The following is a 15,861-nucleotide window of genomic DNA, read 5'->3' as shown; positions in this document are numbered from 1 at the left end:
GTCTTATGTCTATTGTCTTATGTCTAATTCCTATCTAATCCAAAATAGCAAGACCTACATCTAGGTTCATAGCTTTCTTTTTCACCGAGAAGGACACGGGATTCATTTTGTTGGAGACGGTAGGAATAGTTAGCCGGAGCGCCGCATTTAACACAGACAGCATGGACTTTGGTTACATCTTCGGCAATGGCCATCAGGCTAGGGATGGGTCCGAAGGGTTTTCCTAGATAATCCATATCCAGCCCTGCCACGATCACTCGGATACCACGGTTTGCTAATTCTACACAGACGTTAGGGAGTTCCTCATCAAAGAATTGGGCTTCATCGATTCCTACTACCTTGGTATCGGCACTTAAGAGCAGGATGGCTGAAGAATGCGATACTGGCGTGGATGGAATGGAGTTGCTATCATGGGAAACGACTTCATTTATGCCATAACGCACATCGATTTCAGGTTTGAAAATTTCTACTGGAAGTTTAGCAAATTGAGCCCTTTTCATCCGACGGATCAGTTCCTCCGTTTTGCCAGAAAACATAGACCCACAGATCACTTCGATACTACCAATGGGACCTCTTCTGTTGGGGAAATTATGTTCAGAAAACAACATCATTTTGATAAAACTTTATACTAAAAACCTGATTTCAGAAGTTTCATATAATATGAAATTCTTAGCTAATATAGCTTACGAATATCGAAATTTAATCTTATTTTTGGTTTAAGGAGATAGGATAAAAGCGTAAACGAGGTGTCAATCAGTTTGTTTATTTTTTTATATCACATTTAATAATAGAATTAATTTCAATCTATACACATAAAACATGGCTTATTCAGATCAGGATATTTTAGGGAAAATTGGGGATCTTTTGGTAGAAATCAATGAGCATTATGCAGGGCTAGACAAGAAGAATCTAGCAAGCAAAAAAGCAGATATATTGTTGTTGGCTGCTCAGGCGAAATACTTGGCAGCACATATCGAAGCCTTAGCATCGCTACAGACTCAACCGACTCATTTATTGGCTTCTGCGAGTGCAGGGGTAGTGCAGGAAGAGGAAAAAACCTTTACGCCAGCGATCGAACACGATGAGCATGAGGCTGATGAGCAACCGGTGGAAGAAGAGATCCAAGAAGTTGAAGCCGTAGAACCTGAAACTGAAAGGAAACCTTTTGTCGAGGAATATGATGAAGAGGAACCTGAATCGACCACTTATGCAGAGAAATCGAACGAGGAAAACCGGGAAATAATAGAAGATGAGAAAGAGGAATTGGTAGAAGATCCAAAAGAGGCTGAGGCTAGGGAAGAAGAGAAGGAAGAAGCTGAACCCGTTGAAGAAGTATCTGATTTCAAAAATTTCAATATATCATCCAATCCTGTCCATACCGCCTCTTCAGGTTATACTTCAGTAGCATCTGCAGATGAAGCTGAAGAAGATAAAAAGAATGTCGAGGAGCAAAACAGGGAGGAAGTGAAAGCTGATGCTGAACCTACCGTTAACGAGGTCGTAATTGAAGAGAAGGAAATCGAGATTGAGGAAGATAAACCGGAAGAGGTCGTTTCCTTGAATGATTTGGCAAAACAGGCGGAAGTTAAACCTAGCCGTCCATTGACATTGAACGAATTGATCCAGCAACAAAAAAAGGCTGGATTGACCAATGCAAATCAGTTCAATACTTCCCAAGATAAAAGTAGTGACCGCATTGCAGACCTTAAGGTTGCAGTGAGCCTAAATGATAAACTCCTGTTTATTAAAGACCTGTTCAATGGCTATAGCTTAGCTTATTCTGAAGCGATTGAACTCCTGAACAGATTTGATAATTTTGCAGAAGCAGATGCCTTTTTGCAGTCTAACTATTCGCTGAAGAATAACTGGGCTTCAAAACCACAGACTGTGGATAAGCTATATGCTATCTTAAGAAAGAAATATATATAATTTCAGTTCGAATAAAAAAAGGTCGCTTCTAATTCAAGAAGCGACCTTTTTTATGGAGTTTCAGGATTAAAGATCAAATTTGATCCAATGGTTTCCTTCATGTCCATATACAAAATATTTTGATTGGATAATTTCAGCGAAAATTTCTGTATCCAATAAAAAGTCTCCTTTGCGTTTTCCAAAATCAGGCTTTTGAATAATAAAGACATTGTTGTTTTTAACGGCTTTATAGTCGCTGTATTGCTCGTTCAATAAATCTGGCAGTGTTCCTAGGAAAGCAGGATTGTCGTTGATAAAGATCAGGATTTCGGTGTTTTCAGGCTCTTTTACCAAGGGGTTGTTCTGAGCTCCAGCGATTTCGCTCAGTTCTTCGATATAAGTTGGGTCTGTGGTAGGTTTTGAAAGGTCCACAATTTCGACCATCGGTCGGTTTTCAATATGGATGAACTTTAATTTATGGATAATGATATTGATTTCTTCCTCAAGTTGCTCGAATTTTTCGGGCTCAGACTCTTGTAATTCGTTTGCTATTGCGGTATAGTGTTTTAGTTGAATCATTATGATAGACAATTATCCTACAAAGGTAAACAAGCTGCTCAAAAGAGCCAAGCAATTGTCGAGATTCATAAATAATTTGTAATTTGGGGTTTAAAATTTAAGGAGTATTTATGTTTGATAAGTTATTTGAAGCACAGCAAAAGGCACAGGAGATCAAGGCAAGATTGGATCATATTTCCGTATCGGGAGAAGCAGAGGGCGGCAAGGTCCGTGTAATATCCACGGCCAATAAGGAGATCAAAGAAATTCAGATCGACCCTGAATTCTTTAAGGATGCAGATAAAGAGGAAATTGAAGAGCTATTGGTTGTTGCCTTGAATAAGGCTTTGGTTCAGGCTGAAAGTATCAGTCAAACTGAAATGCAAGCAGCCTCACAGGACCTATTAGGTGGATTAGGAGGTTTAGGCAACTTATTTGGTAAATAATAAAAGAGAAATGAAAGCAACATATTACGGACAGTCATGTGTGGAGTTTGATTTTGATGGGACCAAGGTTTTGATGGATCCATTCATCAGTTATAATCCTTTGGCGAAGGCTGTGGATATCAGTAAGATCAATCCTGATTACATTTTCCTGAGCCATGGCCATCAAGACCATGTGGCCGACATGTTCAGTATCCAACAACAAAGTGGGGCCACTGTTGCAACCATTGTAGAAACAGCTGCATGGGTGAGAAAACAAGGTGTACCCGATGATAAAGTAATCGAATATAATCTGGGTGGAACCTTGAACCTTCCTTTTGGGAAGGTGAAGATGGTTTATGCCGCACATAGCAATAGCACTCCAGATGGTGCTTATGCAGGTTTTCCGGTAGGTTATGTGTTCTTTTTGAAAGACAAAACCATTTATTTTGCTGGAGATACCGCATTGACCATGGAAATGAAGTTATTGGAACGCCATAAGATTGATTGGGCCTTGTTGCCTATTGGTGGCCATTATACCATGGATGTGGATGATGCCGTGATTGCAGCTGAATTTGTGAACTGCAATAATGTGATCGGAATGCATTATGATTCTTTTCCTCCAATTACGATTAATCATGAGGAAGCAAAGAAGAAGTTTAACGAGTCAGAGGTGTACTTGGCCTTGCCAAAGATCGGTGAGTCGGTAGAGCTCTAAAAGAGATATATCAAAAGAAAAGCCCAATTGCTAGCAATTGGGCTTTTTTATGTTCAGGCTGCTATAGGTTAAGCAACGCTTTTTGATCTGTTGATGTGGAACTGTACCAAATCGTCAATAGGAGAACGCAAGATTTTTCCAACTTTCATTCCATATTGAGTAGCTTTTTCTTCCAGTACGTTTCTGAAGTTGTAACCTACAGAACCGATACAGTTGAAAGTGTAAGATTGGTAATCAGGGTATTTGCTCACAAGGTTATTGAAGAAAGCTTCGAATGCATCGTCAACGATTTTGCGAGTGTATTCGATATTTACGTTATTGTCGTATACAAATTTACTGAAGCTAGCGCAGAAACGGTTAGCTAAAGGTTTTGTGTATACGTTGTCCATGATTTCATCAGGAGTAAGTTTGTAAGCATTAAAGAATGCCTCAGCAACATCCTTAGGCATTAGACCTCTGATAAAATCTACCAAAAGCTTCTTACCGATGAAACTACCAGAACCTTCGTCACCTAGGATGTAGGCAGCTGAATCAATATTGTGAGTTATGTCTTTTCCGTCGTATATACAAGTGTTAGTACCCGTTCCAAGGATTGCAGCAAAACCAGGGTTAGTACCTAATAAAGCGCGTGCAGCAGCTAATAGGTCGTGACCAACTTCAACTTTAGAATTTGGGAACACTGCCTGGATCGCATCTTCGACAATTTTTGCCTTCTCTTCATTGTGTACACCAGCACCATAATAATTTACCTCGCTGATTTTTTCAAATGGAATATCTTGAGGTAGTCCTTTTTTAAGGGATGCAATAATGTATTCGCTATCTACAAAATATGGGTTATAACCCTCGGTGTTGAAGTAAATCTTCTTGTTGTTATCATCTAGCAAACACCAGTTTGTTTTTGTAGACCCTCCATCTGCAATTATTATCATTATTTATAAATTTAGTTTTAAAGTAACTTGTTTTTTCGTTTTACAATGGTATTGTTCTAAGTTTAAATCCCAAAATACGGTATTTATTAATAAAAATAAGAATTTTTATTTGATATATTGAAATAATTTAGGAAGGTTAGGGCCTTGATTAAAAATAAAAACCTTATAACTCATTGGTTATAAGGTTTTTAAAATTATTTTAACGCGAAAAATACTTAGTGTATTTTTTACAATTAGTTTAGCATTAGTGAGCTCCTTCGGCTTCAATTTCGTCAATTGCAATTCCTTGTTTAGACAAGAATTTGCGAACCAGTACCGCAAAGACGATGATGTAGATAAAACCAACCGCTGGAACAATGTAAGAGTTGTGAATACCAATGATATCCGAAAGCTTTCCTTGGATAGGAGGGATGATACCACCACCTAAAATCATCATCACCAAGAATGCCGAACCTTGTTCGGTGTATTTTCCTAATCCTACGATCGAAAGACTAAAGATGGAACCCCACATGATAGAACAAGCTAAACCTCCAGCTAGGAAGGAGTAGATTGCTACCGTGCCTGATGTCATCAAACCAACGATCATGGCCAATAGCCCGAAAGTTCCGAAAATGATCAAGGTACGGACAGGTTTTTCTTTACTCAAGAAGAATGCAGCGATCTGTAATGCCACACAGATAATGAAATAGTATAGAACGGACATGTCGAATCCAGCAAGTGAATTCACCCCGATAATAATGGTGAAAGCTATGACAGGAACGATGATAGTCAGTAATTTTTTCTTAGATTTTGTCAAGTTGAACGCTGTAATCGCGCCTGCCCATCGACCGATCATCATACCGCCCCAGTACATGGAAACGTATGGAGTAATCTGCGAAGATTGCAGGTTGCCGAATTCTTCCAAAGTCAAAAGTTCACCTAGGTTACTACCGATAGCAACTTCAATCCCTACATAGATAAATAAGGCCAACATACCCAAAACCAATTGTGGATATTTCATGGCTCCCCAACCTTCAGGATTTTTCTTGGCACTATTATAAGAGAACAAAAGACCGAAAACAATTACGGCCAAAGCACCCAGTAACCATAGCATACGTTTGATTTCCAAACCATGTGAAAGGTCTTTAATCTGTGCTAAAAGCTCTTGGTTATTGTTGTTAGCCGCTTGTTCCTTTAGGTCTAGGATATGAAGGGCAGTGTCAGATTTGTAACTGGTAAATACAGGGATAAAAGCACATAGCAACAAAATGGTCATAATGATCAATGTTGTCCTCGCCTTGTTAGCGGGTTCCATCTGTTCCAGGTTGAAACCTGCCGGAACTTTCTTAGAGAAATGGAATAAACCAGCTGCCAATACGAAAAGAAGACCCACACCTATATAAAGGTATACGACTTTGTTTAGGGGAAGGTTAGCGATTTCAGCATCGGAAATGGTTTCGAAGGTACCAAATAGTGCAAATCCAACGATCAATGGTCCGATAGTGGTACCGAAAGAGTTGATACCGCCCCCCAGGTTCACCCGAGATGCCCCAGTTTTAGGGTCGCCCAATAGCACTGCAAATGGGTTTGCTGCGGTTTGCTGCAAGGAGAAACCTAATGCAACAATAAATAGACCTATTAACATTCCCGTGTACACATTGACTTCTACAGCGACGATCATTGCTGCGGCACCTAATGCCGAGAACAAAAGGCCATAGACTATACTTCGCTTGTAGCCCCATTTTCCTACGAGGTCTTTTCCAGAAATGGTTCCGAAAATAAAGAGAAGAAGAGCGCCAATGTAGTAGGCCGAGTAAAAAGCAAAATCAATAAGTTGAGATTGAAATTGATCTAAGTGAAAGTAATTTTTACAGAACGGAATAAATACACTGTTTCCAGCTGCGATAAATCCCCAGAAAAAAAACACCACGATTAAGGTGTAAAGAGCTGGGTAATTGGTGTTTGTTTGTTGGTTATTCATAAAAAAAATGTCTAACTTTATGATTTAATCGTACAAATAAAGAACTTTTTTTTGATTTCTAAAGTTTTTCGGCAGTTGCTAAAACATTTTACTGCTACTTAACGTTATATAATAAACTATAAATAAAAAAAAGTGCTGATTTTCTTTTGAAATTACAATAGTTCTTTTTTTCTTTGTGGCGGTTCTTAATTTATCTTTCGGGACGCTAGTATAAAATCTCTATAAAAGATTTAGTTACCCAATAAGACATATGAAATTTATGTATTAGCTGAGAGATATATTTCAAAAAAAGTAAAAATCCTTAAAAATCATATTTTAATATTAATGGATATTAATGAATTGAATACGAAGCTCGTGTCTGAATTGCGCGAGATTGCGAAAGTTCTAGGCATTGTTGATGCTGAAAAGCTTAGAAAACAAGAGTTAATTGATCGTATTTCTGAAATAGCCAAAGAGTCTCAGCAAGAGCAAACTGTAGAAGTTTCTGATGCTGATTCGGATAAAGCCAATGCAGAGCGAACAAGAAAAAGAGTGCGTACAGTGAAAGCTGCAGAACCTGTAGCAGTAGGTAGAAACAGAGTGGCAGCCGATGATGAGGAAACGAAAATGGATTTTGTTAGCAAACCAGCAGCAGAATCTACTCCCACAGAATCCACAACTACTCCTTCTCCTGAACCTTCTTCTAAAGCTTCCACTCCAACAGATTTTGACAACGTAATTATTAATGAAGGTGTATTGGAAATTATGGCCGATGGTTATGGTTTCTTAAGGTCTTCAGACTATAATTATTTGACATCTCCGGATGATATCTATGTTTCTCAATCACAGATCAAGTTATTTGGATTGAAAACTGGAGATAATGTAAGAGGATGTATCCGTCCTCCGAAAGAAGGCGAGAAATATTTTCCTTTGGTGAGAGTTGAGGCCATCAATGGTCAAGACCCAGCTGAAGTAAGAGACCGTGTTCCTTTTGATTATTTGACACCATTGTTCCCTGATGAGAAATTGAATTTGGATCTAGGTCCGAGCAACTACTCGACAAGGATTATGGATCTTTTCACTCCAATCGGTAAAGGACAACGTGGATTGATCGTTGCACAGCCTAAAACTGGTAAGACCAATTTATTGAAAGAGGTTGCCAATGCAATCGCCAAAAACCATCCTGAAGTTTACTTGATCATTTTATTGATCGATGAACGTCCAGAGGAGGTTACAGACATGGCAAGAAGCGTACGTGCAGAAGTTGTTTCATCGACTTTTGATGAGCCTGCTGACCGTCACGTGAAAATTGCCAACATCGTATTGGAAAAAGCAAAACGTATGGTAGAGTGTGGCCATGATGTGGTTATCTTATTGGATTCCATTACCAGGTTAGCACGTGCTTATAACACTGTTGCTCCAGCATCAGGAAAAATCCTTTCCGGTGGTGTGGATGCCAATGCACTTCATAAACCAAAACGTTTCTTCGGTGCAGCTAGAAATATCGAGAACGGTGGTTCATTGACGATTTTAGCTACAGCATTGACAGAGACAGGTTCTAAAATGGATGAGGTAATCTTTGAAGAATTCAAGGGTACAGGTAATATGGAGCTACAATTAGACCGTAAATTGTCTAACAAACGTATCTTCCCTGCCATCGATCTTACTGCATCTAGCACAAGACGTGATGACCTATTGGTTGACCGTGATGAATTGCAACGCCTATGGGTATTGAGAAACCACCTTGCCGACATGAACTCGCAAGAAGCAATGGAATTTTTGTTGACCCAAATGCGTGGAACTAAATCCAACGGAGAATTTTTAATTAGCATGAATGGCTAAAAAGCCATCATAAATTGATATTTTTAAGCCATCTTTGCGAAAAGATGGCTTTTTTTATGAAGAAATACATTCCAAATACGATCACTTCCCTAAACCTCTTTTCAGGTTGCATCGGTACTGTCATGGTCCTGAACCAAGAGTATATGTTGGCTTTTTACTGTGTATTAGCTTCGGGTATTTTTGACTTTTTCGATGGTATGTCAGCTAGAGCATTGCATGTCAAATCGTTGATTGGAAAGGAATTGGACTCCTTGGCTGATGTGATTAGTTTTGGGTTTTTACCGGGAGCCATAATCTTTACACTACTAAAAGATACCAGTTCGAACGAATACCTTCCTTATCTAGGTTTTATCATTACCGTATTTTCGGCTTTAAGATTGGCAAAATTCAATATTGATACGAGACAGAGCACGGATTTCATCGGTGTGAATACGCCAATGAATACCTTTTTTATTGTTTCCTTGCCTTTTATCCTCCAAGATTATCCTGCCTTAAAGAACACTTGGCTTTTATTGGGCATAGCTATCCTGACCAGTTTGCTATTGGTGTCGGAAATAAAGTTGTTCTCTATGAAACTGAGCAGTTTGAGTTGGGTTGTCAATAAATACAAATACCTTTTCCTGATTATCAGCGTCGTGTTATTGGTAATCCTGAAGTTTTTAGCTTTGCCAATTATCTTGGTTCTTTATATTGTTTTCTCAAAAATACATTTTGCCTCCGAGAAAGAAATTAGTGAAGTTTAGTTTGATAATCTTCCAGTTCAGCCATGGCTAAATGGAAATCCTTTTTGATATTTTCAAATAGATCCAGGATGTCTGCCATCGGTTCTTCGCCGGCAGCTTTGTCCTCAAGATCCTGGAACTTCATCCTTAAATCTGTAGCACCTAGGTATTGCATGGTCGGCTTGATATGATGTGCTTTTGATTTGATGTCTGAATGGTCCTGAGATTCAATCGCGACTTCTAAAGCCTTAAAATCTTCTACTCCCTGACCAAGATATAAAGGGATCATCTGTTTGATGACCTCGATGTTATTCATCATGTTCTCTTGGATAGAGGCGGGGTTAATAATGGAATAATGGTTCATGTTAGATTGTTTTTACATTCAGTTGATCGGTTGATTCTTCCAGCAATTCCTTGTTAGATTTCTTAAAAATAGGGTGGGAGTAGTCGGCAGCTATTTCTACGAGGGGTATCAGGGTAAAGTTTCTTTCTTGAATATATGGATGAGGGACTTGAAGGTCTTCGGTATGTATAATGTCTTCGTTATAGTATAGAATGTCAATATCGATGATCCTTGATCCCCAGCGTTGTCCACGGATCCTGCCCAAAAGAATTTCAATCTTCAAGATTTCATTCAAGACTTTATTTGCGGAGAAATCAGTCTCCAACAAGATCACCTGGTTCAAAAATACCGGTTGGTTTTCTACGCCCCAAGCTTCGGATTCATAAATTTTGGATTGCCGTGTGATTTTTCCAATTCTGTCTTCAATTTCAACCTTTGCGTCTTCTAGTTGTTTGTTGGGATTACCAATATTTGCCCCTAAAAGTAGGTAAACTTTATTCATGAGTTTAATATATGAATTGTTTTATGATAATCGGAATAATAGCTTAAATTTACGGACACTACTTAAATAAATTATATGAGATCATTTTTTAAATACGTACTTGCGACCATTACAGGTATTATTATCAGTAGTATATTAATGTTTTTTATCCTGATGGGAATCATTGGGATGATGATCAGTTCGGTGGGCAGTAAGAGTGAAACTGTAACAGCTAGCAACTCTGTTCTGTTAATCGACCTAAATCATGCAATCACAGAAAAAACAGAAGCAAATCCATTTGAAGGTCTGGATATCCCGGGCTATTCGGGGTCTAAATCCATTGGATTGAATGATATCGTTTCAAAGATAAAAGCAGCAAAAACAGACAATAACATCAAGGGAATCTATCTTAATGTGACAAGTGTGGGGACTGGCTTCGCAACGATGAAAGCCATTCGTGAGGCACTTTTGGACTTTAAGACTTCGGATAAGTTTATTGTAGCCTATAGTGACGTGATGAGCCAAAAAGGCTATTACCTGAACTCTGTGGCTAATGAGGTTTATTTGCATCCACAAGGGAACCTTGATTTCAGAGGGTTGGCTACTTCGGTCATGTTTTATAAAGAGGCATTGGATAAATTGGGAATCGATATGCAAGTCCTCAAAGTTGGAACTTATAAAAGTGCGGTTGAACCTTTTATCCTCAATAGTATGAGCGAGGCGAATAAGGAGCAGGTGAATTCTTATCTAAGCAGTATTTATGGTACTTTCCTGAACGATATTTCGGCTGTTAAAAAGATATCTACAGATAGCTTAAAAAGCATTGCAAACGGTTATTTGATCCGTGAAGCGGAAGATGCCAAGAAATATGGATTTGTTACCGATCTGTTGTACAAAGATCAAGTGATTTCTAAAATCAAGGACAAGTTGGGTATTGATGCGAAAAAAAATATTCCAGTAGTTTCCTTATTAGATTATAATAACAAAGCAAGTGCTGGCGAAGCAGGTGGCGACCGTATAGCTGTATTATATGCCTATGGAGAGATCATTGATGGTGAAGGGATAGAAGGACAGATTGGTGGAGATAAATTGTCTAGGGAATTACGGGAATTGAGACAGGATGATAAGGTTAAGGCTATTGTGATGCGCGTAAATTCTCCGGGAGGTTCTGCCTTGGCTTCGGAATCCATCTGGAGAGAGGTCGATCTAACAAAGAAAGTGAAACCTGTAGTAGTATCCATGGGTGATTATGCTGCTTCTGGAGGTTATTATATCTCGGCTGCAGCGGATTCTATCTTTGCCGATCCAACAACCCTAACAGGTTCAATTGGTGTATTCGGATTGATTCCTAGTTTCCAAAAATTATTCAATGATAAATTAGGCATCCATTTCGATGCGGTGAAGACTTCTAAGTTTGCTGATATGGATGTGGATATGGACAGACCATTGTCGGAAGAGGAAAAAGGAATCATTCAGGGTGGCGTTAATAAGATTTACCAAGTATTCCTGAAGCGAGTGGCTGATGGAAGGAAAATGCAAGTAGCAGATGTTGACAGCATTGGTCAAGGCCGAGTGTGGACCGGTGAACAAGCTGTGAAATTGAAATTGGTGGACCGTTTAGCGACCTTGGACCAAGCCATTGTTGCGGCTGCTAAGAAAGCAAAAATCGAGAATTATAGAGTTTCGGAGTATCCAAGAGCGAAAGATCCTTTTGCTTCGATATGGTCTACTTCGAGGGATAAAATAAAAATGTGGATGCTAGAAGATGAGATGGGGGACTACGTAAAATATTTGACTGAACTGAAAAGGATCAGTCAGCAATCGGGTGTGCAGGCTAGGATTCCATATCTGGTAGAGATATATTAATAAAAAGCGCTGATTGAGAAATCAGCGCTTTTTTTGAATCATGGCAGTTCTTGCCAGCACTCAGCCTTTTCATAAAAATAGAAATGGGCTTTTATAGGAACTGCATAAGGTATTACTACATAGATTTAGAATTATTGTAGAGATTTACAGATTGAAAAGAAAAATGAAAGTTTTTTATATCTTTAAACTCTAAAATCAACCGGAAATAAAAATAAAATGAAAACTATCGACGATTTAAATTTCAACGGGAAGAAAGCTTTAATAAGAGTTGATTTCAATGTTCCTTTAGATGAGAACTTCAACATTACTGATGACAACCGTATTCAAGGTGCGCTGCCTACTATTAAAAAGATCTTAAAAGACGGAGGTTCCGTTATTTTGATGTCCCACTTAGGAAGACCAAAAGAAGGACCTACCGACAAATATTCACTTAAACATATTGTAAAGCACTTATCTGAGGTATTAGGTGTTGATGTACAATTTGCAGATGACTGTATTGGTTCTGATGCTGTGGAGAAGGCAAAGAATTTGCAGGCAGGTCAAGTTTTATTGTTAGAGAACCTAAGGTTCTACAAAGAAGAAGAAAAAGGAGACCGTGATTTTGCTAAGAAATTAGCTGAATTGGGTGATGTCTATGTTAATGATGCATTTGGTACTGCGCACAGAGCTCATGCTTCTACGGCTATTATTGCTGAATTTTTCCCTAACAACAAGTACTTTGGTTACTTAATGGCGAAGGAAATTGAAAATGCGGAGAAAGTATTGAATAAACCTGAACGTCCATTTACAGCTATTATGGGTGGAGCTAAGGTTTCTGATAAATTGGAATTGATTGAGGCCTTATTGGACAAAGTTGACAATTTGATCATTGGTGGTGGTATGGCTTATACGTTTGTAAAGGCGCGCGGTGGTGAAATTGGTCAATCTTTGGTTGAGCTAGATAAATTGGATTTGGCAAATGAATTAGTGAAAAAAGCGGATGAAAAAGGCGTGAACTTGGTTCTTCCAACTGATGCTCAGATTGCTGACCGTTTTGCAAATGATGCCAATGTTTATGATGGTCCTAATGATGAGATTCCTGCTGATAAGCAAGGTTTGGATATAGGTCCTGAGTCCTCTGAGCATTTTAAAGATGTGATCATGGCTTCAAATACCTTGTTGTGGAATGGTCCAATGGGTGTATTTGAGATGGATACTTTTGCTAAAGGTACTCGTGCGGTTGCAAATGCAGTTGTTGCAGCAACAGAGCGCGGTGCATTCTCATTGATCGGTGGTGGTGACTCAGCTGCTGCGGTATCTAAATTTGGAATGACAGAACATGTTAGCTATGTTAGTACTGGTGGTGGTGCTTTGTTAGAATACATGGAAGGTAAGACACTTCCAGGTGTTAAAGCTATTTTAGACTAATATTATCTATAAAATAAAGGAAGGGGAACCATTTGGTTCCCCTTCCTTGTTTAATAGCTGTAGCTCAAGCTGAAGCTTGGCACAAACCGCTGCTTGGCACTAGCCTGATTGATATAGCTGAGTTTAGCTCCCACTCCAAAGTCTGGAAGTACATATTTGAACATATTGAAGTCTGCTGATAGGCCTATTCCGAATGAGGTAGGTTCGGCCTTGCTGTCCTGGAGATTTTGATAGTCGGCAAAGAAATAACCATGGAAACGTTTGATATAAGCCAATTGCCCAATTGCCCAGTCGGGATAAGCGATCGGGAACCTGTAGTTCATCAAAAGGGTGTTTTCTACTTTCGGCGAATCGAAATGAGCATAGCCAGATACCATTGGAATATCATAGGTATCATTGTATCTTCCATCAGTTTTTTGGTAGGATAGCCTAGCCTGGAAGCCATGGTTCCTGAAGAAACCAGGGAAATAGAAATTGGTCCTGATGGCAAATAATGAGCCTTCTAACGTGTTTTCGAATGGTACATGACGGTATAGAACATTGATATTCTGTCCCCATTTAGGGATCAGGTCCATTTGACTTCTTCTTTGATTACGGTTGAAATATGCCTGATAATTGAGAGGGAAGGCAATTTCATCATGAAATCCCCGCAGTGTATTTAAGCTTAAATCATATCGTTTTTGATAGGACGTACCAAGGTTAAAGCCGTAGTTATAGGTGGTTTTTCCTCTGTAAATGCTCAAGGGAATCTGCATGTCCAAGCTATAAACATGTTCCCTGAAGTCAAATCTTGTGTACTCATTTTCCGTGTTTTGCTTCTTAGCATAGCCGATTTGGCCCCTGTTTTTATAGGAAAAACTGAATTTCGGATAGTATTTCTGGTAGGTTAGCTCTGCTGAATAGACGCTTTTTTCCATGTCCAAGTCGTATTCATAACCTAATTTTAGCTGAGAAGTATTGAGTAGATCATTGGCAATCCAGAAGATTCCAGGTCTATAATTGTCGAAACTTTCGAAGTTATTGCTGCTTATGCTTAGGCTGTGAAAGTTAAATAAATGACTAAGGCTATTGTATTTTTCTACTTGATAAGGCTGTGTTTCCTCGGGTTGTGGTCCTGCAAAACTAGCTTTTATCCTGTGGTCTGTCTGGGCCGGAACCTCAAAATTCGCTGTGATTTCCTGTCCTATCAGTTGTGTGGAGTCAAGGAAAGCTGCTTTATATCCGTTGAATTGATACTCGTTATAAAGTACGGAATGGTTGTTCCCGGGGCTTGGATGAAAGGCTCCGAATGGCGAATCTGAGATAATATATAGCTTCTTATCGTTGCTGGAATAGCGGTAAAGATTGTCGATTTTTTGAAATTGAGCTTTAAAAATAAGGTCATTTTCCAGGTAAATGGGACGTTGGAATTCTTGGTTTGACCAAGGAAACAGCTCCTTAAATTGGGAGGTTTCGAGGTCTATCTCAATGATATTTGTCCCTTTTGGACTGATGGCAATCGCTGAAATCTTTGTTTCATCTGCATTCAAACTGGGCTGTTGGATAAGAAATCCTGCAGGAAAATCCATGATTTTTGAGGATTTCTTTGAAATTCGGTCGATATAGAAGAGGCTAGATAAGTTGTTTTGGTCCACTTGGACTGTATATACCTTTTGGGAATTATCGCTCAATATAGGGCTGTAAAATCGAGAATTTTTAGAAAGGTCCTCAATTTTTCCAGTTTTGAGTTCCAAAATCCTAATAATATTATAGGTCTGTTTACCAAATCTAGCATCCTTTCTGAGTTCATCCCATACCAGAAATTGGTCGTTCACATGAAAATATGGAGTGAGTTGGTATCCAATTTTGGTTATGATTTCTTCTTTATCTGCAGTTCTTTTTCTGATTTCTGGGATGAAAGCGGGTGATTGAACAAGGGTAAAAATTGCTTTTGAGAAGTTGGTTTGAGGAAGGAAATAGTGCGTGGGGTAGCGATTGTTTTCCTCAAAAATAAGGTTAAAATTTCCTTCATTTTTTGAAGATTCCCATTCCTCTTTGAGTTCAGAAATTGTGGCGTCATAGAGTTTTTTGCTGTTCTGATTGCTGTACTTTTTTAGTGCTAAATTGAAGTTAAAAGGTCGCCATAAATTAGCTCTCATGTTGTCCATGATTTCTTCCTTTACCCCATAGCCAAAATGGTTGGTCAAGTAGCTGTTCATGCTGTACCCGGTGAGGTAGTAGGAGGGGGTCAGATCTCGGAAAGACCCGAGTATATTTTTACTAAAAGAGTAGTCTTTTCCGGAGAGCAAATTGGTCCGAAGGGGCATGAACCAGGAGCTACTTCTGCCTCTACCTCCGGCAGAAAATTGAGTTTCTATGGAGACCGCGTCTCCCTCAAAGTACCAAGCCGGTAGGTGAAGACCATACAATGCGAAGGCCAATTGTTGGAAAAATGGACCTTGAATACTACCTGTCAACTTGTCAAATTGTGCTACATGTCTTAACTCATGTTGGATCAGATTTGGAAGCCATTCAGTATTATCGCTTGCAGGTCCAGGGGTTGAAAATGCTTCGACTTTTCGAGGGGCAAGTTGTGCATAGCCGTTCTGTTCAATATGATTTTCGTGAAGAATTATTGAAATTTTCTTTGGAGCGCGCTTTAAATCCCGACTGGAATAATCAATCATGCTGTCGATTTGTTGGGAGAGGAGCAAGGCTGATTTTTCGAACTCCATCGGGAATATGAG

At 39.1% G+C, this 15,861-nt stretch carries 14 protein-coding genes; 7 read left to right on the top strand and 7 right to left on the bottom strand.

Annotation, left to right across the window (positions count from 1 at the left end; all coding sequences use genetic code 11):
- Positions 1-23 precede the first annotated feature (23 nt).
- A complete protein-coding gene (locus NMK93_RS14750) occupies positions 24-608 on the bottom strand; it encodes a thymidine kinase (protein WP_185214148.1) in 585 nt (194 codons plus the stop codon).
- A 211-nt stretch (positions 609-819) separates the two neighbouring features.
- Between NMK93_RS14750 and NMK93_RS14745 the strand changes: the two genes are divergently transcribed.
- On the top strand, positions 820-1,929 hold the full coding sequence (locus NMK93_RS14745) for a hypothetical protein (RefSeq protein WP_254528120.1): 1,110 nt from the start codon (positions 820-822) through the stop codon (positions 1,927-1,929).
- Positions 1,930-1,995: 66 nt separating this feature from the next.
- Here the strand turns inward: NMK93_RS14745 and NMK93_RS14740 are convergent, their stop codons facing one another.
- The gene (locus tag NMK93_RS14740; protein ID WP_185214124.1) at positions 1,996-2,487 is read right to left on the bottom strand and encodes a hypothetical protein; all 492 of its coding nucleotides are present in this window, start codon (positions 2,485-2,487) and stop codon (positions 1,996-1,998) included.
- Between the two features lie 110 nt (positions 2,488-2,597).
- Between NMK93_RS14740 and NMK93_RS14735 the strand changes: the two genes are divergently transcribed.
- Together NMK93_RS14735 and NMK93_RS14730 are read left to right on the top strand one after the other, a co-directional pair.
- Positions 2,598-2,912, top strand: a complete 315-nt coding sequence (locus NMK93_RS14735) for a YbaB/EbfC family nucleoid-associated protein (protein WP_185214123.1) — start codon at positions 2,598-2,600, stop codon at positions 2,910-2,912.
- Positions 2,913-2,922: 10 nt separating this feature from the next.
- Entirely contained in the window at positions 2,923-3,606 is a 684-nt protein-coding gene (locus NMK93_RS14730) for a metal-dependent hydrolase (protein ID WP_254528118.1), read from the top strand.
- A 68-nt stretch (positions 3,607-3,674) separates the two neighbouring features.
- Here NMK93_RS14730 and NMK93_RS14725 read toward each other — a convergent pair whose 3' ends face one another.
- Together NMK93_RS14725 and NMK93_RS14720 are read right to left on the bottom strand one after the other, a co-directional pair.
- Positions 3,675-4,535: an N-acetylglucosamine kinase gene (locus tag NMK93_RS14725; protein WP_185214121.1), complete on the bottom strand. Its 861-nt coding sequence runs from the start codon at positions 4,533-4,535 to the stop codon at positions 3,675-3,677.
- A 244-nt stretch (positions 4,536-4,779) separates the two neighbouring features.
- Complete coding sequence (locus NMK93_RS14720) at positions 4,780-6,495, bottom strand: MFS transporter (RefSeq protein ID WP_185214120.1); 1,716 nt, start codon at positions 6,493-6,495, stop codon at positions 4,780-4,782.
- A 324-nt stretch (positions 6,496-6,819) separates the two neighbouring features.
- On the opposite strand from NMK93_RS14720, the gene rho reads away from it, so the two are divergent.
- Positions 6,820-8,316 (top strand): transcription termination factor Rho, encoded by a 1,497-nt coding sequence (gene rho, locus NMK93_RS14715; RefSeq protein WP_185217615.1) that lies wholly within the window; start codon positions 6,820-6,822, stop codon positions 8,314-8,316.
- A gap of 56 nt (positions 8,317-8,372) precedes the next feature.
- The gene (gene pssA, locus NMK93_RS14710) at positions 8,373-9,059 is read left to right on the top strand and encodes a CDP-diacylglycerol--serine O-phosphatidyltransferase (protein WP_237219515.1); all 687 of its coding nucleotides are present in this window, start codon (positions 8,373-8,375) and stop codon (positions 9,057-9,059) included.
- On the opposite strand, the gene NMK93_RS14705 is transcribed toward pssA, so the two are convergent.
- Together NMK93_RS14705 and folK are read right to left on the bottom strand one after the other, a co-directional pair.
- A complete protein-coding gene (locus tag NMK93_RS14705) occupies positions 9,046-9,402 on the bottom strand; it encodes an Hpt domain-containing protein (protein WP_185214117.1) in 357 nt (118 codons plus the stop codon). The genes pssA and NMK93_RS14705 overlap by 14 nt on opposite strands.
- A gap of 1 nt (position 9,403) precedes the next feature.
- On the bottom strand, positions 9,404-9,883 hold the full coding sequence (folK, locus tag NMK93_RS14700; RefSeq protein ID WP_185214116.1) for a 2-amino-4-hydroxy-6-hydroxymethyldihydropteridine diphosphokinase: 480 nt from the start codon (positions 9,881-9,883) through the stop codon (positions 9,404-9,406).
- 75 nt (positions 9,884-9,958) lie between these two features.
- Between folK and sppA the strand changes: the two genes are divergently transcribed.
- Entirely contained in the window at positions 9,959-11,728 is a 1,770-nt protein-coding gene (sppA, locus tag NMK93_RS14695; RefSeq protein WP_254528116.1) for a signal peptide peptidase SppA, read from the top strand.
- 216 nt (positions 11,729-11,944) lie between these two features.
- Positions 11,945-13,135, top strand: a complete 1,191-nt coding sequence (pgk, locus tag NMK93_RS14690; RefSeq protein ID WP_185214114.1) for a phosphoglycerate kinase — start codon at positions 11,945-11,947, stop codon at positions 13,133-13,135.
- Between the two features lie 50 nt (positions 13,136-13,185).
- Here the strand turns inward: pgk and NMK93_RS14685 are convergent, their stop codons facing one another.
- Positions 13,186-15,849, bottom strand: a complete 2,664-nt coding sequence (locus NMK93_RS14685; RefSeq protein WP_254528113.1) for a hypothetical protein — start codon at positions 15,847-15,849, stop codon at positions 13,186-13,188.
- Positions 15,850-15,861 lie beyond the last annotated feature (12 nt).

The sequence above is a fragment of the Sphingobacterium sp. LZ7M1 genome (assembly GCF_024296865.1).
Taxonomy (GTDB): domain Bacteria; phylum Bacteroidota; class Bacteroidia; order Sphingobacteriales; family Sphingobacteriaceae; genus Sphingobacterium.
Note: the sequence above shows the minus strand (reverse complement) of the source record. Positions and strands in the feature narration are given on the sequence as shown.

Coding starts and splice junctions, on each gene's coding strand:
- NMK93_RS14685 (WP_254528113.1), bottom strand. CDS start 15,849: ATGGAGTTCGAAAAATCAGCCTTGCTCCTCTCCCAACAAATCGACAGC.
- pgk (WP_185214114.1), top strand. CDS start 11,945: ATGAAAACTATCGACGATTTAAATTTCAACGGGAAGAAAGCTTTAATA.
- folK (WP_185214116.1), bottom strand. CDS start 9,883: ATGAATAAAGTTTACCTACTTTTAGGGGCAAATATTGGTAATCCCAAC.
- pssA (WP_237219515.1), top strand. CDS start 8,373: ATGAAGAAATACATTCCAAATACGATCACTTCCCTAAACCTCTTTTCA.
- NMK93_RS14740 (WP_185214124.1), bottom strand. CDS start 2,487: ATGATTCAACTAAAACACTATACCGCAATAGCAAACGAATTACAAGAG.
- NMK93_RS14705 (WP_185214117.1), bottom strand. CDS start 9,402: ATGAACCATTATTCCATTATTAACCCCGCCTCTATCCAAGAGAACATG.
- NMK93_RS14735 (WP_185214123.1), top strand. CDS start 2,598: ATGTTTGATAAGTTATTTGAAGCACAGCAAAAGGCACAGGAGATCAAG.
- sppA (WP_254528116.1), top strand. CDS start 9,959: ATGAGATCATTTTTTAAATACGTACTTGCGACCATTACAGGTATTATT.
- NMK93_RS14730 (WP_254528118.1), top strand. CDS start 2,923: ATGAAAGCAACATATTACGGACAGTCATGTGTGGAGTTTGATTTTGAT.
- NMK93_RS14750 (WP_185214148.1), bottom strand. CDS start 608: ATGTTGTTTTCTGAACATAATTTCCCCAACAGAAGAGGTCCCATTGGT.
- NMK93_RS14745 (WP_254528120.1), top strand. CDS start 820: ATGGCTTATTCAGATCAGGATATTTTAGGGAAAATTGGGGATCTTTTG.
- rho (WP_185217615.1), top strand. CDS start 6,820: ATGGATATTAATGAATTGAATACGAAGCTCGTGTCTGAATTGCGCGAG.
- NMK93_RS14720 (WP_185214120.1), bottom strand. CDS start 6,495: ATGAATAACCAACAAACAAACACCAATTACCCAGCTCTTTACACCTTA.
- NMK93_RS14725 (WP_185214121.1), bottom strand. CDS start 4,535: ATGATAATAATTGCAGATGGAGGGTCTACAAAAACAAACTGGTGTTTG.